At 72.4% G+C, this 19,935-nt stretch carries 15 protein-coding genes; 13 read left to right on the top strand and 2 right to left on the bottom strand.

Features of this window, described 5'->3' with window-relative positions; translation table 11 throughout:
* Positions 1-62: 62 nt before the first annotated feature.
* The gene (locus D0T12_RS20575) at positions 63-932 is read right to left on the bottom strand and encodes an alpha/beta fold hydrolase (protein ID WP_117401279.1); all 870 of its coding nucleotides are present in this window, start codon (positions 930-932) and stop codon (positions 63-65) included.
* A gap of 292 nt (positions 933-1,224) precedes the next feature.
* On the opposite strand from D0T12_RS20575, the gene D0T12_RS20580 reads away from it, so the two are divergent.
* The 5 genes from D0T12_RS20580 (at position 1,225) to D0T12_RS20600 (ending at position 8,129) form a co-directional block, all read left to right on the top strand.
* On the top strand, positions 1,225-2,970 hold the full coding sequence (locus tag D0T12_RS20580) for an amidohydrolase (RefSeq protein WP_158581557.1): 1,746 nt from the start codon (positions 1,225-1,227) through the stop codon (positions 2,968-2,970).
* A gap of 404 nt (positions 2,971-3,374) precedes the next feature.
* Entirely contained in the window at positions 3,375-4,913 is a 1,539-nt protein-coding gene (locus D0T12_RS20585; protein ID WP_117401281.1) for a peptidase inhibitor family I36 protein, read from the top strand.
* Complete coding sequence (locus D0T12_RS20590) at positions 4,910-5,527, top strand: helix-turn-helix transcriptional regulator (RefSeq protein ID WP_117401282.1); 618 nt, start codon at positions 4,910-4,912, stop codon at positions 5,525-5,527. The genes D0T12_RS20585 and D0T12_RS20590 overlap by 4 nt, the downstream gene beginning before the upstream one ends.
* Positions 5,527-6,141: a DUF4255 domain-containing protein gene (locus D0T12_RS20595; RefSeq protein ID WP_117401283.1), complete on the top strand. Its 615-nt coding sequence runs from the start codon at positions 5,527-5,529 to the stop codon at positions 6,139-6,141. The genes D0T12_RS20590 and D0T12_RS20595 overlap by 1 nt, the downstream gene beginning before the upstream one ends.
* Complete coding sequence (locus D0T12_RS20600) at positions 6,138-8,129, top strand: ATP-binding protein (RefSeq protein WP_117401284.1); 1,992 nt, start codon at positions 6,138-6,140, stop codon at positions 8,127-8,129. The genes D0T12_RS20595 and D0T12_RS20600 overlap by 4 nt, the downstream gene beginning before the upstream one ends.
* Before the next feature lie 47 nt (positions 8,130-8,176).
* On the opposite strand, the gene D0T12_RS20605 is transcribed toward D0T12_RS20600, so the two are convergent.
* A complete protein-coding gene (locus D0T12_RS20605; protein ID WP_147339563.1) occupies positions 8,177-9,628 on the bottom strand; it encodes a COG1470 family protein in 1,452 nt (483 codons plus the stop codon).
* Between the two features lie 386 nt (positions 9,629-10,014).
* On the opposite strand from D0T12_RS20605, the gene D0T12_RS20610 reads away from it, so the two are divergent.
* The 8 genes from D0T12_RS20610 (at position 10,015) to D0T12_RS20645 (ending at position 19,923) form a co-directional block, all read left to right on the top strand.
* Positions 10,015-10,854, top strand: coding sequence for a toxin glutamine deamidase domain-containing protein (locus D0T12_RS20610; protein ID WP_158581558.1), 840 nt, complete (start codon positions 10,015-10,017; stop codon positions 10,852-10,854).
* A 140-nt stretch (positions 10,855-10,994) separates the two neighbouring features.
* Positions 10,995-12,563: a phage tail sheath family protein gene (locus D0T12_RS20615; RefSeq protein ID WP_117401287.1), complete on the top strand. Its 1,569-nt coding sequence runs from the start codon at positions 10,995-10,997 to the stop codon at positions 12,561-12,563.
* Positions 12,564-12,607: 44 nt separating this feature from the next.
* Complete coding sequence (locus D0T12_RS20620; RefSeq protein ID WP_117401288.1) at positions 12,608-13,057, top strand: phage tail protein; 450 nt, start codon at positions 12,608-12,610, stop codon at positions 13,055-13,057.
* The gene (locus D0T12_RS20625; RefSeq protein WP_233526189.1) at positions 13,057-13,461 is read left to right on the top strand and encodes a hypothetical protein; all 405 of its coding nucleotides are present in this window, start codon (positions 13,057-13,059) and stop codon (positions 13,459-13,461) included. The genes D0T12_RS20620 and D0T12_RS20625 overlap by 1 nt, the downstream gene beginning before the upstream one ends.
* Positions 13,458-13,601 carry a DUF6760 family protein gene (locus tag D0T12_RS35945; RefSeq protein ID WP_170180762.1) on the top strand — a complete coding sequence of 48 codons (144 nt, stop codon included), beginning with the start codon at positions 13,458-13,460 and terminating at the stop codon, positions 13,599-13,601. The genes D0T12_RS20625 and D0T12_RS35945 overlap by 4 nt, the downstream gene beginning before the upstream one ends.
* A 3,354-nt stretch (positions 13,602-16,955) precedes the next feature.
* Positions 16,956-17,381: a phage tail protein gene (locus D0T12_RS20635; RefSeq protein WP_117401290.1), complete on the top strand. Its 426-nt coding sequence runs from the start codon at positions 16,956-16,958 to the stop codon at positions 17,379-17,381.
* Entirely contained in the window at positions 17,381-18,085 is a 705-nt protein-coding gene (locus D0T12_RS20640) for a CIS tube protein (protein ID WP_117401291.1), read from the top strand. The genes D0T12_RS20635 and D0T12_RS20640 overlap by 1 nt, the downstream gene beginning before the upstream one ends.
* 2 nt (positions 18,086-18,087) lie before the next feature.
* Positions 18,088-19,923: a VgrG-related protein gene (locus tag D0T12_RS20645; protein ID WP_117401292.1), complete on the top strand. Its 1,836-nt coding sequence runs from the start codon at positions 18,088-18,090 to the stop codon at positions 19,921-19,923.
* Positions 19,924-19,935: the final 12 nt, after the last annotated feature.

Here is a 19,935-nt window from a genome sequence, read left to right on the forward strand (position 1 = left end):
GCCGAACGTTTCCGCCGTGGCGGCTGTGGTTCGTCCGGTGGAGGTGTTCGCGGGTCCCTCGCTCAGTCGGTGTCGTCGAGGACCTCGTGGAGCTTGCGGGCGAAGGCTTCGGGTTGTCCGGCGTAGCCGAATTCGCCGCCGAGGAAGCCGCCGTGGTGGCTGGGGAACACCGTTGCCTGCTGGCCGAGCGCTTCCGCTGTGGCGACCGCGGTACGTCCGGTGAAGGTGTTCGCGGACTCCTCGCCCACCGCGATCACGATCCGGGTCGGTGCCGCGGTGAGCGCGGCGATGTCGGGACGGTAGTCGGTGACGGCCCACGACCGGTCGGAGAGCAGCGGGTCGTCGCGGGAGCCGTCGTCCTCGGTCGGCAGCCCGAACGCGCTCGGGTCCGGGGCGGGCTGGGCGAAGTAGTCGTCGGTGAGTTCGCCCTGCCAGGACGTCATCGCGATGAACCTCGCCATGCCCGCCCCCATGCCGTTCTTCTCGTAGGCGTCCCGGATGTCGGCGCGGGCGCGTTCGACGGCCTTCGCGTCCGGCAGCACCGACATCAGCGGCGGCTCGTGCGCGACCAGCGTGGTCACGTCGTCGGGATGCGCGGTGACGAGGGCCAGCGACGTCACGGCGCCGCCGCTGCTGGCGAAGATCTCGACCGGGCCCGCGCCGAGCGCCTCGATGAGGGCGTGCAGGTCGGCGGCCTGGGTCTCGGGCGAGTTGTCGGTCCGGCCGTCCTTGCGGGTGCTGCGGCCGAGCCCGCGCGGATCGTAGGTGATCACGGTGCGGTCGGCGAAGTGCGAGGCCAGGGTGGTGAAGCCGGACGCCTCCATCGGCTGGCCGACCATGAGCAGCGGGGGGCGCCCGTCGGCGGTCGGCAGCGGGCCGTGCACGTCGTAGACGAGGTCGACTTCGGGTGTCTCAAGGGTTCGAGTGTCCATGCCCGTGGAGACCCTCCGCGCGTCCGAAACTCATCGGTCCCGACTGTGAAATCTCGCGTGATGACGTCGGCAACACCAGCGCCGCTTGTCCCTTGGGGCAGGGCGTTGACGAGCCTGATCAGGCATGGTGACTGTTGACTTTATCAACAGCACGGCGGAGACTACTTCCATCCGGCGCGGCCATCCGTCCAGGGGTTACGGACATGCCGCCTCTGCCGTTCGTGGCGCCGTCCCTGGACACCGGTCATGTGCCCCGGTGTCGAACGAGACGGGACGAGCACGGAGGAGAAGGATGACGCGGACCGACCACGCGGACGGTGACGCCGATCTCGTCGTTCACCACGGACGCGTACTCGTCCTCGACGAGCACTTCCGCGAGGCGGAGGCCGTCGCGATCCGCGACGGCCGGGTCCTCGCCGTCGGAACGGCCCGGGACATGCTGCGGCACGCGGGCCGCCGCACGGACGTGATCGACGCGGGCGGCGGCACGGTTCTTCCCGGCATCAATGACGGCCACCTGCACCTCAACGCGCACGGGCTGAGCGTTCCGCCGTTCACCGTCGATGTCGACAAGGCCTCGATCGGGGAACTCGTCGCCGAGGTGCGGGCCGCCGTTGACACCGCGCGGGCGCCGGACGCGTGGATCCGGGGCCGGGGCTGGCAGGAGCTTCGCCTGCCGCGTGCTCCGATCGCCGCCGACCTAGACCCGGTCTCGGGAGACCGCCCGGTCGTCCTGGACGACTTCTCCGGGCACGCCGTCGCCGTCAACTCGGCCGCGCTGCGGAGGGCGGGCATCACGCGCGACACCGTCCCGCCGTCCGGTGGCGTCATCGACCGGGACGCGGACGGCGAACCCACGGGTGTGCTGCGCGAGACCGCGCAGGACCTGGTTCGTCGCGTCGTCCCGTCCTTCACCCGCGAGGAACGTTCCCGGGCCGTCGACGCGGCGGTGCGGATCCTGCACTCCCAGGGCATCACGAGCACCACCGAACCCGGCATCGACCTGGCGACTCTCGCGCTCTACGCGGAGAAGGCCCGCGTCGGCGACCTGCCGCTGCGCCTCACCGCCCTGCTGAGCGCCGGCACCGGACCGCGGTCGCTCCGCGACGTCCTCACCGGCTACGAGCCCCCGCACGGCGTCGACCCGCGAACGCTTCGCGTCGCCGGAGTGAAGGTCTTCGCCGATGGGATCCCCCGGTTCAGGACCGCCTGGATGAACAGGCCGTACCTCGACGGCGAGAACGGCGCTCTCACCATCGACGGAGCGTCGCCCGAAGAGCAGATCGCGAACCTCCGCGAGATGGTCGAGATCGCGGCGCGGGCCGGGCTCCAGGTCGGGACGCACGCCTGCGGCGACGCCACGACCGACGCGGTCGTCGCCGCCTACGCCAGGGCGGGCCGCCACCGGCCTCCGGCGGATCCGCGCCACTACGTCATTCACTGCAACTTCCCGTCCGCCCGGACGCTGTGGACGATGGCGCGGCACGGCATCGGCGCCAACATGAACGCGGAACTGCTCCACCTCCAGGGGCGCGTCCTCGAATCGATCATCGGGTCCGACCTGGCGGAGTACCAGTGGCCGTACCGCAGCGCGCTGGGGGCCGGGGTCAACGTGACCTCCGGTTCGGACGCGCCCGTGGTCGCTCCGCACTGGCTCCGCGGCGTCATGACGGCCATGCTCCGCGAAGGAGCCGACGGTAGTGTCGCCGGGGAGGCGGAGCGCGTCACGCTGCCGGAGGCGCTGGCGACCTACACCCGCACGGTCGCATGGCAGGACCACGCGGAGCACTGGAAGGGCACCCTCGAACCGGGAAAGGTCGCCGACATCTGCGTCGTCGACGGCGACCTTCTCGACGTGGCCCCGCGTGACCTCCCCGACCTTCGGGTGACCACGACGCTGGTCGGCGGACGCGTGGTCTACGAACGGGCGAGAACGACCACCGCCACTCTGGCGTTCACCGCGCCCCGCACGAACGGGCACGCCTGCGATGACGGCGAGAAATGCTGTTGCCGGGTTTCCGAAGAGATTCTCCGGTAACGGGCAAGGGCACCGTTGAGCCGGGGAGGTGACCGAGACCTCCCCGGCGTTCCGCGAGACCACCCTATGCCCACGATCATGGAATAGCGGTCCCGGCCATCCGTGGCCATCCGTGGCCATCGCGTGCCTCCGCGCCGGACAGGGCCTGAACTGCGTGATCGCCGGTCGCGTATAGGAGGCTGTACCGCGGTTGGGCAGCCTACGGGGCTGTGGTGGAGAACGGGGTTCGCGAGGCTGATCCCCATGAAGTCGACGTGTGAACGCGGCGGCCCGCGGGGCGGTCGTGCGGGGGGCACCGGGCGAACCGGGGGCGGGGGCGTCGGGGTGGACGCCGTCGAGGGTGAGCGGTGGTCAGCCGTGGAAGCGAACGCGGGCGTTCCTGCGGCGCGGGGGTCGAGCGGGGCATGAGGGAAGCGTTGCCGGGCCCATGGTCGAGCGCCGGTGCGGTGTGCGGTGTGCTGGCCGTGGCGTTCGCGGTGGTGGGTCTCCCGGGCGGCGCCGTCCGGGCCGACGCGCGGGCCGACACGACGTGCCGCGACGATGACGGCTGGTGGTGCCTGTACGGGAAACCGGACCTGAAGGACGGCGGCGGGCTCATCGCCACCAACAACCCGGACACCGACCTCAAGATGAACGAGAACTGGTCCTTCTTCAACGACGCGACCCGCTCGGCGAGTAACCGGACCAGCAGCTTCGTCGGGCTGTACGACGATATCGAGTTCCGGGGGATGATGGCGTGCCTGCCGCCCGGAACGTGGGTGGGAGGGCTCCGCGCGGGTGTCAGTTCCCTGCGCATCCATCCCGGCCGCGACGAGGCGTGCACCGGTCCCCGAAGCGAGGCGCTGCCCCGGCCGGTGAGGTTCGACCAGGAGACCGAACCGACACCGGAGGGCGTCGAGGAGACCGGGAAACGTGAGGCCCCGAAGTCCCCGTCGGTGAAACCCAAGCCCACCAAGAAGCCCGTCAAGCCGAGCGCGTCGCCGGAGCTCGACCTGCCGCCCATGGTCGCCCCGTCGTCGCTGCTGCCCCAGGCGCCGCCCCTCGCCGTGCCCAGGGCCGCCGCCGGGAAGGACGACGGTGTCCCGCCGGCGCTCGCGATCGCCGTGGTGGCGTTCCTGGCGCTCGCCGGGCTCGGGATCGGCGGATGGCTGTTCGGCCGGCGGCGTTACGGCGCCGGCCCGGTGCCTCGGACCGCCACCGACCCGGGCGCGATCTTCCGCGTCCACCACGCGCTGCTGTGCCTGGCGGACTGGTGCGAACAGGACGGACGTGACGTGCCGCGGGTACGCGCCGTGACCATCGACGCCACCGAGGTGACCCTGCACCTCGCGGCCTCCGACGTGGAGGCTCCCGGGCCGTGGCGGGTCGCTCCCGGGGGGAGGACCTGGCACCTGTTCTTCTCCGACATCGACGGGCTCACCATCGGCACCGACCGGGTCGCGCCGTATCCGCTGCTGGTGCTGGTGCGTCCCGGCATGTGGCTGAACCTGGCGGCGTTCCCGGGGCCGGTCGCGCTGACGGGCCATCGGAAGGCCGCCCGCGGCGCCGCGGTGACGCTGGCGCGGCGGCTGCGGGAGAGCCCGTGGCGGGAGGGTGTCCGCGTCCGGACGGTGGGCTTCCCGCCGGAGGCGTCGGTCGAGGCGGAGGCGGGGACCGAACTAGCCCGGGTCGTGTTCATCAACGACGGCATGCAGGTTCCCGGCAAGATCCCGCCCGGTTCGGCGGTCGTCGCGGTCGGCCGGCCGGACGGCGCCGGAACGGTGTGGCGCGTCCGGTTCGGCGGCTCCGTCGTGCCGCCGGCCGAGGTGTTCGGGAAGAGCCCGGACCGGACTCCGGTCGGTGTCGGCACCCAAGGCTCCGGCCCGCACGCGGACGGCTCGGGCTCGGACGGCTCGGGCTCGGACGGCTCGGCTTCGGACGGTACCGGTGGAGGGGACGGATGACGATGGAGACGATTCCCGTGGCGGTCCACGCGCCCGACCCCATCACCTACGAGGGAGTGGTCGGCGGGCTGCGCCGCCGCCCCGAACTGACCCTGGTCGCCGAGACCGACGCCGTCGTCGCCGTCGTCGTCGCCGAGGCCGTGGACGACCAGGTCAAGGGGGTCCTGCGGCGGTTCTCGCGGTCGATCGGCGCCCGACCGGTGCTGATCGTCAGCGATCTGAAGGAGGCGCACCTACTGGAGATCGTTGAGTGCGGCGTCGTCGCGGTGCTGTGGCGGCGTGAGGCCGGGCCCGACGGCATCGCCCGCGCCATCGTCGCGGCGGCGGGCGGCGACGGCAGCCTGCCCCCGGACCTCCAGGGCCGCCTGCTGAAACAGGTCGCCCGGATCCAGCGCCGCATGGACGCCCAGGGGCTCAGCGCCACCGGACTCGCCGAACGGGAACGCGAGGTGCTCTGCCTCATCGCGGACGGCCTGGACACGTCCGAGATAGCGGGGAAGCTCGCCTATTCGGAACGGACCGTCAAGAACGTCCTGCACGGCCTGATGACCCGTTTCCAGCTGCGCAACCGGGCCCACGCGGTCGCCTACGCCCTCCGCGAGGGTTACATCTGATGTTCCACGAGGTCGACGAGGCGTTGCGGAAGCTGGTGACGACCCGCGCGTTGGGCGGCGGCGACGTGCGCCTGGTCTTCGACGCGCCGACCCGTGACTGGGCGGCGCAGCGCAACACCCCCACCGTCAACGCCTACCTCTACGACATCCGCGAGGACGTGGCGCGCCGGGAGCACGGGCCGGTCCGCGTGCGGGAGGAGAACGGCCGGGTGACCCGCTACCGGCAGCCGCCCCGCCTCTACCGGCTCTCCTACCTGATCACCGCGTGGACGAAACGGCCCGAGGACGAGCACCGGCTGCTGTCGGCGGTGCTGGGCTGCCTGCTGCGGCATGACACGCTGCCCGCCGACATGGTGCCGCCCGGCGGCCTGCTGGCCACGGCCGGCATGTCCATCCCGATCTTCGCGGCCGTTCCGCCGATGGACCCACGGTCGATCAGCGACCTGTGGTCGGCGCTCGGCGGTGAACTCAAACCGTCGCTGGACCTCGTGGTCGTCGCGCCGTTCCCGGCGTCGCCGGAGATCCCCGCGGGACCGCCCGTCACCGAGCTGGAGGTGACGGTGCGCGACGGCGTGCACGAGGTGTCGGAGACCCAGCGGAAGTCACTGGCGTGACCGACTCGACCGGTTACCTGCTGGCCCGGGTCGAGGCGCTCCGCATCCGCGTCCGGCTGCTGGTCGAGGCGCGGTCGGGCGCCGACCCGTCCGCCGACGACCCGTTCCGCGGCCTGCACGTGACGCCGGAGACGGCACTGCGGCTGGCCGCGGGACCGGGCGCCGCACCGTCCCGTGACGGGGAGTACGAACGGGCCGTCGAGGAGCTCGCGGAGACCGCGGGCACCGGGACCCGCCTGCACCGGCTCGCCGGGGCGTTCGGCCTCACCGAGCTCGACCTGGAGATCCTGCTCGTCGCGCTCGCGCCCGACGTGGACCGCACGTTCGAGCCGCTGTACGGCTACCTCAACGACGACGTGAGCCGCCGCCGCGCCTCCGTCGGCCTCGCCCTGGACCTGTGCGGCACGGCCGTGGCCTCCGCGCGGGCGCGGGCCCGGTTCGCGGTGGGCGCTCCGCTGGTCTCCGGTCGTCTCGTCGTCGTGCGGGACGAGGACCGTCCGTTCCTGAGCCGCGCGCTCCAGGTCCCCGACCGGGTCGCCGCGTTCCTCCTCGGCGACGACACGCCGGACGGCGACCTGGCCGGCGTGGTCCGGCCGGCCGAAGCCGCCGCCGCGGACCCCGCGGGGCTCGCAGGGCTCGCGGCCCGGCTGCGGTCCGACGATCCGCCGCTGGTCTACCTGCACGAGGCCCGTCCCGGCTCGGGCGTCGCGGCGGCACGGTCCGCCGCGACGTCCGCCGGGCTGCCCGTGCTGGTCGCCGACCCGGCCCGGCTGGACGCGGCGCTGGTCCCGGCCGTGCTGCGCGAGGCCACGATGCGGGGCGCGGCCGTGGTGGCCGGGCCGCTGCCGGACGGCGCCCTGGTGCGGGCCTTCGCGGAGGCGTCCGCACGGGTGCCGGTGCTGCTGGCGGGGCCGCAGCCGTTCGACCCCGGGTGGACCGAGACACAGCCCCTGGTCCTGGACGCTCCGGCGTGGGAGCACGCCGCCGGCGCGTGGCACGCGGAACTGCCGGGCGAGCTCGGCTTCGACCTGGACGAGGCCACCGCCACCTACCGCTTCACCACCGACCAGATCCGCCGCGCGGTGCGCTCGGCACGCGACTACGCCGCACTCGACGGCGCGCCCCTGGCGGCCGGGCACCTGCATCGCGGTGCGCGGCTCCAGAACTCCGGGGGCCTGCACAAGCACGCCGAACGGATCGTGCCCGCGGTCGGCTGGAACGACCTGGTGCTGCCCGACGAACCCGCGGGGCGGCTCCGCGAACTCGTCCAGCGGGCCCGCCACCGCGACCTGGTCCTCGGGGAGTGGCGGCTGCGCAGCGGCGGCGGCCGGGGCCGCGGCGTGGTGGCGCTGTTCGCCGGGGAGTCCGGCACCGGCAAGACCATGTCCGCGGAGGTGCTCGCCGCCGAGACCGGCCTGGACCTGTACGTCGTCCAGCTCCCGGCCGTGGTCGACAAGTACGTCGGCGAGACCGAGAAGAACCTGGAGCGGATCTTCACCGAGGCGGACCGGATGGACGCCGTGCTGCTCTTCGACGAGGCCGACGCGGTGTTCGGCAAACGCTCCGACGTCAAGGACGCCCGTGACAGGTACGCCAACCTGGAAAGCGCCTACCTGCTGCAACGGCTGGAGTCGTTCGGGGGGATCGCGGTGCTCACCACGAATCTGCGCGCCAACATCGACGACGCCTTCACCCGGCGCCTGGACCTGGTCATCGACTTCCCGTTCCCCGACGCGGCGCAGCGCCGGGCGCTGTGGGAGCACTGCCTGGCCCCACCGGTCCCCGTCGCCGACGACGTCGACCTCGACAGGTGCGCGCGGGAGTTCGAACTGGCGGGCGGCGCGATCCGCAGCGCGGCCGTCACCGCGGGCTACCTCGCGGCCGCCGCCGACCGCCCGGTCGCCATGGACGACCTCCTGGCCGGCGCGCGCCGCGAGTACCGCAAACTGGGCCGCCTGCTGCCCGGCGACATCCCCACCCTCGCCTGACCGCCCCGCCGCGCTCGCCCGTCACCCGGGGGCCGCGGGCTCGGGGGCTAGGGGATCGGGTCGAAGGGGATGCGGAGCGCGGCGATCATTTCCTGGTCCACCGGGACGTTGGAGCGCACCTCGATCGGGGAGTCGCCCGACCTGACCCAGAACCCGACGCTCAGCTTGCCGCCCTTCAGGTCCTGGAACTCCTCACCATCGGTGAACTCCAGGCCGACCTCCTCGGTGTACTTCTGCCATTCCTGGTTCGGCTCCAGTTTGAACGGCTTGAAGACCTCGCGGCGCTGGAGCTTCTCCTTGCCTCCGTCGAAGTTCCAGTCGAAGATCACCGAGACGCTGGCGTCGGGGTCGCCGTTGGACCGGACCCAGAAGTCGAAGGTCGTCTCGGTCTCCCCGTTGTAGGTGTCGTTCATGCCGCAGAGGGTGTACCGCACGGGACTCCAGGTGCACCCCCAGTCGTCGCCGACCTTCTCGAACCCCGGGCTCTTGACGGGGAAGCTCCAGACGGCGGGCTCCTCTCCCGGCTCGGGCGGCACGGGCCACGGGCTGGACTTGCTCAGATAGAACAGATTGTTCCCGGGGCCGCCGAGGGGACGCTCCTCGCCGTCGCCGTCGCTCGCCGGGGGAGGCTCGGCGCCGCCGCCTTCGGGCGGGGCCGAGGACTCCTGCCGGGGCTTCTGGTCGGGTGGCGGGGCCTTGTCACCCGGGAGGCTCAGCGGGTTGCCCACCGGGACCATGGCGCCGTCCCTCGCCCGTGAACCGAACTTGGGCGTGAACGTGAACCAGGCGATGGTGAACGCGACGGCGGTCGCCACCAGCAGGCCCAGGAACCCCAGCAGCCAGCGCGGCATGACCGCCCCCTGCACGAAGACGCCCCCGACCTCGACCGGCTCGACCCCCGAGCGCAGCACGTTCAGCGTGTAGGGGTGCGACTCGCGGTGCCCGAACCAGGTGATGGCGCCCGGGGTGATCCGTCCCTGGACCCATGCGGCCCGGCCCGGTTCGATCTGCACGTGGGCCGGACGCAACTCGAAGCCGAGCCGCCCGCTGTTGTCCTTGCCGGTCAGCGACGCGGTCAGCCGGGTGTTGCCGAGGTTGTCCACGGCGAACTTCGGCTTGGCCCGGAACCGGCCGCGCACGGTGTGCGGCAGCAGCTCCGCCCGCACTTCGGTGAACGGCGTGACCGTCAGGTGTCCTTCGACGACGGTCTTGCCGGCGGGCTGTTCGGTCGGCGTCACCTCCACCGCGAACGGGTGCCCGCCCGCGACCGCGTCCGGCGTCCTCGGCGGCCGGAAGGTGATCTCCGCCGTTCCGGTCGTGCCCGGGTAGAGCCGCAGCGTCCGCGGCTCCACCCGGGCCCACATGCCGGGCCCGCCGGCGACCCCGATCCGGTACTCCTCGACCAGATCGGTCGTGTTGCGCAGCTTCAAGGTGACGGTCGCGGCGTCGCCGGGGTCCACGGTCGCCGACGCCGGATCGAGAGAACTCCAGATGCTCACCGATCGGACGCTAGTTCGCCGCGAAAAGCACTGGTATGTCCCCGCGTGCACCTTCGGATGCACGCCTCCCTGCCCGTACGGCCGCGCGGTGCCCGCCGTGCGCGCACGTGCCCGTGGCCGCGTCCGTCCGGCGCCCAGGTTCTGGCACCGGACGGCCGAGCGGTCGGCCACGAGGTCCCGCGATGGTGCCCTTCCGGACCTCCCGCTGACGCGCCCCACCCGGTAGGTGTACGACGAAACGGTAGGAAGGTGATGCTGCCATGGATCTCAGTGAACGGCGAGAGCGGTCCCGATCCGGTGCACGCGCCCCATCGACCACATCCGCACGCGCGGGCGAGGAGCGGGCGAACCCCGCGCTCCCCGGCCGACCCTTAGGTGTGTCCGACATGCTGGCGCTCCAGCGGTCCGCGGGCAACGCGGCCGCGTCCCAGGCGGTGGAGGGCCGGCGGCCCGGTCACGGGCCCGGGGTGACCGTGCAGCGAGCCCCGACCAGGCCGATCGGCGCCCTGCCGAACTTCCCGCGGGACTACGGCACCAGCAATCTGGCCCCGCCCAGACCGCAGGACCAGCAGAACCTGGAGAACACCTTCCCTTCGTCCGGCGGCGTCTACAAGCAGTTTCCCGACCCGACCACTTTGGGCTTCTCCCTCGTCGGGGGCGTCTCCAAAGCGCTCAAGAAGGTCTCACCCCACGGCTCCGGTGGTCCCGCCGGTTCCGGTTCGACCGCCGCCGACTGGGTGAAGGGGATCAACTCTCAGCGGGACGAGCCCGGGGACGCCTACCGGCGCAACTGCATCGACGCCGCGCGGAGCTTCATCGCCTCGTGGTCCGGCAACCCGACCGCGGCCGCCCCGATCGCCGCCGGGGGAGTGGAAGCGGACGGCCCTAACCGGACGAAGGCCTGGCTGGGGACCGAATGGAAGACCGATGACCATGTGGCCGGCTCGCATGAGCAGGTCGATGGTGTGTGGGGGGCCGTGGCGACCCGATTGAAGGGGGCGGGGCACGGCGCGTCGAGCATCGTGGTGTTCAGGCGAGTGGAGTCGGGGAACGTCCACGCCGTCTGCGGTGTCAACCACAAGGACAAGGTGGTGTGGATCGACCCGCAGATCGGGCGGGTCAGCTCGGAGCCGATGTACAACGGCCAGCTCTTCATGACGATCACACTCACGCCTCAGGGAGCGCCGGTCGACGCGCCCCAACACACACTGACCGGGGCGCCGTGAGGGCTCCGACGAGCCGCCGGGTGGCCGCGCGGGCAGCGGACGGTGCCCTCCGGTAGGGACGGACGGACGTTCCGGGCGGGGCGCCTGGACGGCAGGGTTTCGATGAACCCACATCCGTTCGACCGGGGGAGTAGCTGCCAATGCCCACGTATCTGTCACCCGGCGTCTATGTCGAGGAGGTGGCCAGCGGGGCCCGCCCGATCGAAGGGGTGGGCACGGCTGTGGCGGCCTTCGTCGGATTCGCTCCCGAGGGCCCACTGAACGAGCCCGTGCTGGTCACCAACTGGTCGCAGTACGTCGCCTCGTTCGGGGACTTCACCGACGGCTACTACCTCGCCCACGCGGTGTACGGGTTCCTCAACAACGGCGGCAGCACCTGCTACGTGGTCCGCGTCGGCGGGGCGCCGCAGAACGGGGTGCGGAACGGCGCGAACACCGCGCCCAGGGAGATCGCCGCGGCCGAGCCCAGCCGGCTCGGCGGATTCCACGTCGCCGCGATCCCCTCCGGCGCCGACGGGACCGTCACCGTCGAGGTCGCCGACATCGACGGCGGCGACAAGGGCGGCGACAAGCCCGACGACCGGTTCAAGCTGATCGTCAAGGTCGACGACACGGTGGCGGAGAGCTTCAACGTGTCGACCAAGAAGAACACCCGCACCTACATCGTCACGCAGGTGAAGGAGCGTTCGAAGCTCATCACCGTGACCGAGGCGGCCTCCGGGCAGGTCGCCAGGCCCGACAACCAGAGCGTGACGCTGGCCGTCCCCCCGGCGCCCGCCGCGCCGACCGCCGACGGCCAGGCGGTCACCCCCGAGCACTACCTCGGCGACGCCGCCGACCGCACCGGCTTCGGTGGCCTGGAGGCCCTCGACGCGGTCACCATGGTCGCGGCCCCGGACCTGATGAGCGCCTTCCAGCGCGGCGCCATCGACCTGGAGGGCGTCAAGGCCGTCCAGCTCGGCATGATCGCGCACTGCGAGCTGATGGGCGACCGGGTGGCCATCATCGACCCGCCACCCGGTCTGAACGCCCGGCAGATCCACGAATGGCGGCAGGACACCGCCGGATACGATTCGCGCTACGCCGCCCTCTACTACCCGTGGATCAAGGTCTTCGACCCGTCGTCCGGGAAGACCGGGCTGATCCCGCCGAGCGGTCACATGGCCGGCATCTGGGCCCGCAGCGACGTCGAGCGCGGCGTCCACAAGGCCCCCGCCAACGAGGTCGTCCGCGGCGCCGTGGACCTGGGCCTCCAGGTCACCAAGGGCGAGCAGGACCTGCTGAACCCGATCGGCGTGAACTGCATCCGCTCGTTCCCCGGCCGCGGTGTGCGGGTGTGGGGCGCGCGGACCCTGTCGTCCGACCCGGCCTGGCGCTACCTGAACGTCCGCCGGTACTTCAACTACCTGGAGGAGTCGATCCTGCTCGGCACCCAGTGGGTGGTGTTCGAGCCGAACGACCACGCGCTGTGGGCACGGATCCGCCGCAACATCGCCGCGTTCCTGGTGACCGAGTGGCGCGACGGCGCCCTGTTCGGCGCCGGCGAGGAGCAGGCCTTCTACGTCAAGTGCGACGAGGAGACCAACCCGCCAGAGTCGGTCGACCTGGGCCGCGTGGTCTGCGAAATCGGCGTCGCGCCGGTCAAACCCGCCGAGTTCGTCGTGTTCCGGCTGGCGCAGATCTCCGGCGGCGGCGAACTAGAGGAATAAGGCATCCCCGTCAATAGACGACTTTCTCAGGTAGGAGGAGAACCATGGCATTCGAAAAGGGCGACTCTGCCGTCTCGCACAATTTCGGGATCCAGATCGACGGCGTGATGGTCGAGTACGTGCACCGGGTGACCGGGCTCGGTCAGCGGCAGGACGTGATCGAGTTCAAGCAGAACACGGCCCAGGGCGAGCCGGTCACCGCGAAGATGCCCGGCGTCCCGCAGGCGGGCGAATGCACGGTCGTCCGCGCCGCGACGGGCAGTTCGGCGTTCACCGAGTGGATCAAGAAGTCGTTCGAGGGCGACATGAGCTCGGCCCGCAAGGACGCCACGATCATCATGATGGACTACCAGCAGAACCCGGTCCGGCGCTTCAACCTCCGCAACGCGTGGTGCAGCGACCAGCAGTTCGACGACCTGGAGGCCGGTGGCACCTCGCCCGTCACCGAGACGGTCACCATCACGTACGAAGAGATGAAGATCGAAGAGGGCTGATGCGCCGCTCAGCCCCCATCGTGGACACGGTCCGGATGCAGACCGAGTTCACCTTCGAACTTCCGCGCGGGTACGTGGACGACGCCGGAACCGTCCATCGCGACGGCACGATGCGCCTCGCCACGGCGAAGGACGAACTGGTCCCCCTCCAGGACGTGCGCGTCCGGGAGAACCCGCCCTACCTCTCGGTGGTGCTGCTCGCCCGGGTGATCACCCGGCTGGGGTCGCTGCCGAGCGTCCATGACGGCGTCGTGGAGAGCCTGTTCGCCTCCGACCTGGCGTTCCTGCAGGACTTCTACCGGCAGATCAACACCGAGGGCCACACCCTGGCCACCGTCGACTGCCCCTCCTGCGCGGAGTCCTTCGAGGTGGACCTCGCCGGGAGCCGCCTGGGGGAATCGTGACGTACCCGCCGGAACGCCTGCACCGGGAGATCGCCTACATCGCCTACCACTTCCACTGGTCCCTCGACGAGATCATGGACCTGGAACACCCGGACCGGCGCCGGTACGTCACCCAGATCGCCTCGCTGGTGAGCGGCTGACCATGGGCATCCGTGATCTGTTCTCCCGCCGCCCCCGCACGGCGGCGGGACCCGGCAGCCCCGGGGTCCCCGACGCCGGTTGGCGCGCCCTGCCGCCGCCACGCCGCCCACCCTCGATGGGCACGGTCACCGACACCTCCTTCGGCGCGTCCCTGTCGACGTGGCGGAACCCCTATCTGTCGGGGGAGATGGCCCGCCAGGTACGTCTGGACGCGCCGAGCAGCGTCGGTGAGGACCTGCCGCGCCCGCGCCACGCGGGCACGTCCCCGCCCATGCCGCAGGCGCCCGCCCCGGAACCGCCCCCGGCGACGCCGCTGACCAGCGCCCGCGGGCCCGAGCGCCCACCCCGCCAGGTCCGCGCACTGAGGCCCCGGCCCCCGTCACCGCACGCCCCCGCGACCCCCGCCGAACCCGAGCTCCAAGCCGCTCCGGAACCAACGCCCGGCACCAATGCCCCCGCAGTCCCCCCGGTGCAGCGCACGCCCGCACCCCCACGCGTGCGTCCGCCGGATTCTCCGCCCCCGCAGTCCCCGACCACCGCCGGTTCCGAACTGCCCGACGTTCCAGGCCACCCGCCTGGATCGAATGCCCCCGCGCGCCGTCCGGTGCAGCGCACGCCCGCACACCCACCCGTGCGTCCGCCGGATTCTCCACCCGCGCAGTCTCCGGGTGCCTCGCCGGGCACCTCCGGTCCTGAGTTGCCCGACGTTCCGGAAGCGCCGGCCGGATCGAGTGCCCCGGCGCGTGGTCGGGTTCAGCGTCGGCCCGCTTCCGAGGGCGTGGGCCCGCCGGATTTTCCGGCGGCGCAGTCTCCGGGTGCCTCGCCGAGCACCTCCGGTCCTGAGTTGCCCGACGTTCCGGAAGCGCCGGCCGGATCGAGTACCCCGGCGCGCCGTCCGGTGCAGCGCCGGTCTGCAACTGGAAGTGGGCGCCCTTCAGACCCTTCGCCCGGCGCCCCACCGGAGCCGTCTGGACTGCCGGTCCAGCGCTCGACAGCGGGCGAGACGCGAGGACGGGACGCCGGGTGGCCGGCGACGACGGGGCAAAGGTCGTCGGCAGCGCCGAACGAGGACACGCAGGACTTCGCAGGGGAAGACGGCCCGGCGCGCAAGACCGGGGAGAGGCCCTCCGACCTGTCAGGGCCACGGCCTGAACGTCCGGCGCCCACGGCGCCGGGATCTGTTCGGAGTGTCGGGCTGGGTGCGCCTCTGCCCGCGGTTCCGTCCACGGGACGTCCGGTTCAGCGCAAGCCCGCGAGTCCGTCCGATGGCGTCCGGCCGCCGATCACGGGCTCTGCGCGCTCTCCTGAGCCCCCGTCGTCTCCGCATGAGGCCGCGTCGTCAGGGGAGTCCACGCCCTCCAGCCCCGAGCCCACGTGGTCCACGGCCAAGGACGCGCCGCCTTCGTATGAGGCCGCGCCGTCCACTGGCGAGCCTGCGTCACCGTCCAAGACCCGCCTGCCCGCGCCGAAAGCCACGCCTTCTTCAGGCGGGGTCGGGTCGTCTACGCCGACGGCGCCGGGATCTGTTCGGAGTGTCGGGCTGGGTGCGCCTCTGCCCGCGCTTCCGCCCACGGGGCGTCCGGTTCAGCGCAAGCCCGCGAGCCCGTCCGATGACGCCCAGCCACCGATCACGGGCTCTGACCACGCTTTCCGATCCCCGTTGTCTCCGCAGGGGGCCGCGCCGGCGGGCGAGCGCGCGCTACCGGCCAAGGCCAAGCCGTCCACGTCCACGGGGGCGGGGTTCGTCCGGCGCGCTGGGCTGGGTGCGCCCTTGCCCGCGGCTCCACCCGCAGGGCGTCCGGTTCAGCGCAAGCCCGCGAGTCCGTCCGATGATGCCCAGCCACCGATCACGGACTCCGCGCCTTCTGCCGAGTCCCCGTCGTCTCAGCAGGGAGCCACGCCGTCGTCAGGCGAGTCCACACCTGACGCCGCGCCGGCGGGGGAGCGCGCGCTACCGCCCAAGGCCAAGCCGTCTACGCCCGCGGGGGCGGGGTTCGTCCGGCGTGCTGGGCTGGGTGCGCCCTTGCCCGCGGTTCCGTCCGAGGGGCGTCCGGTTCAGCGCAAGCCCGCGAGCCCGTCCGATGGCGCCCAGCCGCCGATCACGGACTCCGCACGCGCTCCCGAATCCCCGCCGCCTTCACTGCGAGCCGCGCCGACCCCAGAGCCCACCCGGTCCACGCCCAAGGACGCGCCCTCCGACGGGACAGGGCCGTCGACGGGTGAGGCGGCGTGGTCTGTGCAGGCGTCGCCTGTGCGGCGCCCTGCTCCGTCGACTCCGGGGAGTCACCCCGGCTCGCCGACCGCGTCTGCGGCGCGGCGGGCCGAGCCGGAAGGAACGCGGGAACCTTCTGATCGCCGTCCCGCACTGCCGGGACGGTCGGCACCTGGATCAGCGGGGGAGGACATCGGACACGGCCTTCCTCGCGTTCCAGGGGCCCCGCCCGCCGCCTGGCCGGGGCGGCGGGCGGGGCCTGGCGAACCGGGCCGGCGGTCGGCCGCCGGGCGCCCGGCCGGGAGCGAGAAAACGGGACGCCGCCAGGCCACCCCGCCGGGGACGACTCCCGGCGGGGAGCCGCGTACCGAACCGTCCGATTCAGGTCTTCCGCCCGCCGCGTCCCGGAAGGGTGCTCGTGAGGCCCGGCGGGCGGCCCCCGCACAGCCGGGGCGGGCGGCCCCCGTGCGTCCGGTCCAGCGGTCGGTGATGCCCGGCGCGCCGCCTTCCGGGCCCGTCGAGGCCGGTGCGAAGGTGGTTCGGCCGCGTGCCGCTGCGCGTCGGGCCGATCGCGTCCCGGGAGCGGCGGCCGTCCCGACGGGACCGGCCGGAGGGGGCCGTCCGGTCCGGCGGCCGGCGCGTGCGGCCGCTCCGCGCGTCCCGCGCGTGGGGGCCGTTCGGACCGCTCGACCGACCGCCATCAGGCGGCCACCGGTTCAGCGCGCCGCGGTGCCTCTGCTCACCACCGCGTCGCATGATCCGGTGAGCCGGGTCCCCGGAGTCGGATCCGCTCCGGGCGTGCCCGTCGCGAGCCCGGGGGGCTCCTCCGGGAGCTCCCTCGCTCCGGAGACCCCCGGGCTCGCATCCGACCGTCCCGTGCAACGCGAGGCGGTGCCGCCGGCGAAGCGGGAACCGGCGCTCTCGCCCGTGGCGACGCCGCCGCCCGTACCGGTTCAGCGTGAACAGGCGCCGGCGCCGCCTCCGGCGAAGGGCGGGGCCGAGCGGCCGGGGGACATGGATCTGGATGAACTCGCCAGGCGCTTGGTGGGGCCGATGTCACGGCTGCTGCGGGCCGAGTTGCGGATGGACCGGGAGCGGGTCGGGCGGTTGCGCGACCAGCGGAGCTACTGAACGGAGTGCGATGACGACGAAGAAGGACCCGGGCTCGACGGTCTTTTTCCGGCTCACCATCGACGGGCAGAGCCTGGGCAGTTTCAACGGGTGCGACGGGCTCGCCGCCCAGGTGGACATCGAACAGCGGGAAGAGGGCGGCAACAACGGGCACGTGTGGCAGCTGCCCTCCCGCGTGCGGCACTCCAACGTCCGGCTGACCAGGCCGCTCACCGAGGAGACCACCAGGGTGATGGCCTGGATCTCGTCGGTCGCCACCGGGATCAAGCGGCCGACGGCGCAGATCGAGGCGCTGCGCGCGGACGGATCGCTGGTCGCCCGCTGGGGGCTGCTGGACGTGGTGCCGGTGAGCTGGACGGGCCCGACCCTCGACCCGAACAGCCCGGCGGTGGCGACGGAAGTACTGGAGATCGCGCACCACGGGTTCACGAGCTGATGGCGGGCAGGACGAGCCACGTCCGGGCGACGCTCAGCATCCACAACCCGCCGGCGGGCGCCGGGACGCGTCCGGGCGGGCTGATGAGGCGGGTCAAGTTCCAGTTCAACCCGGCGCAACTGGAGCTGACCAAGTCGGCCAACTGGCAGTACACGCCCGCGGTCGCGACCCGGGCGGCGGCGAAGGTGGAGTTCCTCGGCACCAACCAGCAGACACTTGAACTGGAAATGTTCCTCGACTCCTCCGACCGTCCCGGGCGCCCGAAGGTGCGCAAGGACGTCGAGGCGGTGCTGGCGTGCCTGCGGCCCGCGCCGTCCAGCCTGCCGGACCGCGCGTCGCCCCCGTGGGTGATCTTCGAGTGGGGCGGGTTCACCACCGTGCGGTTCGTCGCGTACGTGCGGCAGGTGAGCGCGTCGTACACGCTGTTCAGCTCGACCGGGGAACCGGTCCGCGCGGTGTGCCGGTTGTCGCTGGAGGAGATCCCGCGGGACACGCCCGGTCAGAACCCGACGTCGGGGGCGCTGACCGCGCGCAGCGTGCACACGCTGGTGGCGGGCGACACGCTGGCATCCCTGGCCTGGCGGGAGTACGGCGACGCGACCGCGTGGCGGGTGATCGCCGAGGCCAATGAGATCGACGACCCGATGCGGCTGGTACCGGGGCGGGAACTGCTGCTGCCCGCCGCCGAGGAAATGAGGGCCTGACGGTGGGGGGACAGGAGCCGGCGAGCTCGTACACCAACCAGCTCGTGGTGACCATCGACGGGCGCCCGCTGACGCCTGAACAGAAGGGAAGTCTGGTGGAGGGGTGGGTGGATTCCAGCGTGAACATGCCCGCCTCCTTTCAGCTGAGCTTCCGGGACCCGCACCAGCGGGTGCTGGGGGAGCTCAAGGTGAAGCTCGGGTCGAAGGTGGTGCTGCGCGCCATGGCCGTCGGCAAGGACGGCGGCAGGCCGCTGTTCACCGGGGAGGTCACCGCGCTGGAGGCCGACTTCGACGGCACCGGGAAGTACAGCGTGGTGCGGGGCCACGATCCGGGGCACCGGCTGCTGCGCAACCGGCGGGTCGAGGGGTACGAGAACATGACGGCGTCCGACATCGCCCGCAAGCTGGCGAGCCGGAACAAGCTGAAGGTCGGCCGCATCGACCCGACCAGGACGGTGTACGACAGGATCACCCAGCCGAACGTCACCGATTGGGACTTCCTCACGAGGCTGGCCCGCGAGAACGGCGTCGACGTCTACTTCTCCGACCAGGGGATGTTCCAGTTCGTCGAGCCGAAACCGGCGTCGGGCGCGCCGGGCAAGGGCACCAAGGCCGGGTCCAGCCCGTACGTGCTGGAGTTCGGCGTCAACCTGCTGCGCTGCCGGACCGGGGTGACCGCGTCGGACCAGGTCGACCGGGTGCGGGTGCGGGGCTGGGACGTCCGCCTGAAGAAGGGCGTGGTCGGGACCGCGACCGCCACCACGAACCCCGAACTGGCCATCGGCCTGACCGGCAAGGCCGCGACCGGGCCGTTCGGGAAGGCGGAACTCGTCGAGACCGGCGTGCCCTACGACACGTACGCGCAGGTCCAAGAGGCCGCGAACTCGCTCGCCGCCGATGTGAGCGCCGCGTTCGCCGAGCTGGAGGCCGAGGTGCGCGGCGACCCGAAGCTGCGCCCGGGGCTGCCGGTCGCGTTGAACGGGATCGGCCGCCCGTTCGAGGGCAAGTACACCGTCACGTCCGCCCGGCACGTGTTCATGAACGGGGAGCGGTACGAGACATGGCTGACGGTGTCCGGCCGCCAGCACCGCTCGCTGTTCGGGCTGGCCTCCGGCAGCGCCGGGCCCGCCGCGCCGAAGGTCCCGGGAGTGGCGTCGGCGATCGTCACCGACATCCAGGACCCGCGGAACGAGGGCCGCGTCAAGCTGCGGTTCCCCTGGCTGGACGGGACGTACGTCAGCGACTGGGCGCGGGTCGTGCAGTTCGGCGGGGTGCGCGGCGGCGGGCTGCTCATGCCCGACGTGAACGACGAGGTGCTGGTGGCGTTCGACCGCGGCGCCCTCGACCACCCCTACGTCATCGGCGGCCTCTACAACGGCCACGACCGGCTGCCCCGGTACCAGCCGATGCCGGTGGTCGGGCCGTCCGGCAGGGTGAACTGGCGCAGCGTCGCCTCCCGCACCGGCAACCGGATCGAGTTGCTGGACGCGCCCGCCCGCCAGGGCGTCAAGATCTCCAGCGGCGACGACCGGATGACCGTCGAGATGCGGGAGACCGGCACCCGGCTCACCGTGCGGAGCGACGGCACCGTCGACATCTCCGGCACCCGGGCGGTGACGATCGACGGCTCGGTGGTGACGATCAAGGCCGCCACCCGGCTCGACCTGCGGTCGGCGAGCATCGGGCTGAACGCGGCGAACATCGCGCTCAACGGCGCGAGCATCGCGCTGACCGGGGCGAACATCAGGCTCACCGGGATGGTCGAGGCCACGGGCAAGATGAACGTCACGCCGATGCTCACGATGAACAACAAGCTGGTCATGATCGTGCCGGTCTGAGCGAGGGGACGT

The sequence above is a fragment of the Actinomadura spongiicola genome (genome assembly GCF_003432485.1).
Classification (GTDB): Bacteria; Actinomycetota; Actinomycetes; order Streptosporangiales; family Streptosporangiaceae; genus Spirillospora; species Spirillospora spongiicola.

Coding starts and splice junctions, on each gene's coding strand:
- D0T12_RS20615 (WP_117401287.1), top strand. CDS start 10,995: ATGCCCACGTATCTGTCACCCGGCGTCTATGTCGAGGAGGTGGCCAGC.
- D0T12_RS20625 (WP_233526189.1), top strand. CDS start 13,057: ATGCGCCGCTCAGCCCCCATCGTGGACACGGTCCGGATGCAGACCGAG.
- D0T12_RS20610 (WP_158581558.1), top strand. CDS start 10,015: ATGCTGGCGCTCCAGCGGTCCGCGGGCAACGCGGCCGCGTCCCAGGCG.
- D0T12_RS20575 (WP_117401279.1), bottom strand. CDS start 932: ATGGACACTCGAACCCTTGAGACACCCGAAGTCGACCTCGTCTACGAC.
- D0T12_RS20640 (WP_117401291.1), top strand. CDS start 17,381: ATGGCGGGCAGGACGAGCCACGTCCGGGCGACGCTCAGCATCCACAAC.
- D0T12_RS20580 (WP_158581557.1), top strand. CDS start 1,225: ATGACGCGGACCGACCACGCGGACGGTGACGCCGATCTCGTCGTTCAC.
- D0T12_RS20635 (WP_117401290.1), top strand. CDS start 16,956: ATGACGACGAAGAAGGACCCGGGCTCGACGGTCTTTTTCCGGCTCACC.
- D0T12_RS20620 (WP_117401288.1), top strand. CDS start 12,608: ATGGCATTCGAAAAGGGCGACTCTGCCGTCTCGCACAATTTCGGGATC.
- D0T12_RS20585 (WP_117401281.1), top strand. CDS start 3,375: ATGAGGGAAGCGTTGCCGGGCCCATGGTCGAGCGCCGGTGCGGTGTGC.
- D0T12_RS20590 (WP_117401282.1), top strand. CDS start 4,910: ATGACGATGGAGACGATTCCCGTGGCGGTCCACGCGCCCGACCCCATC.
- D0T12_RS20595 (WP_117401283.1), top strand. CDS start 5,527: ATGTTCCACGAGGTCGACGAGGCGTTGCGGAAGCTGGTGACGACCCGC.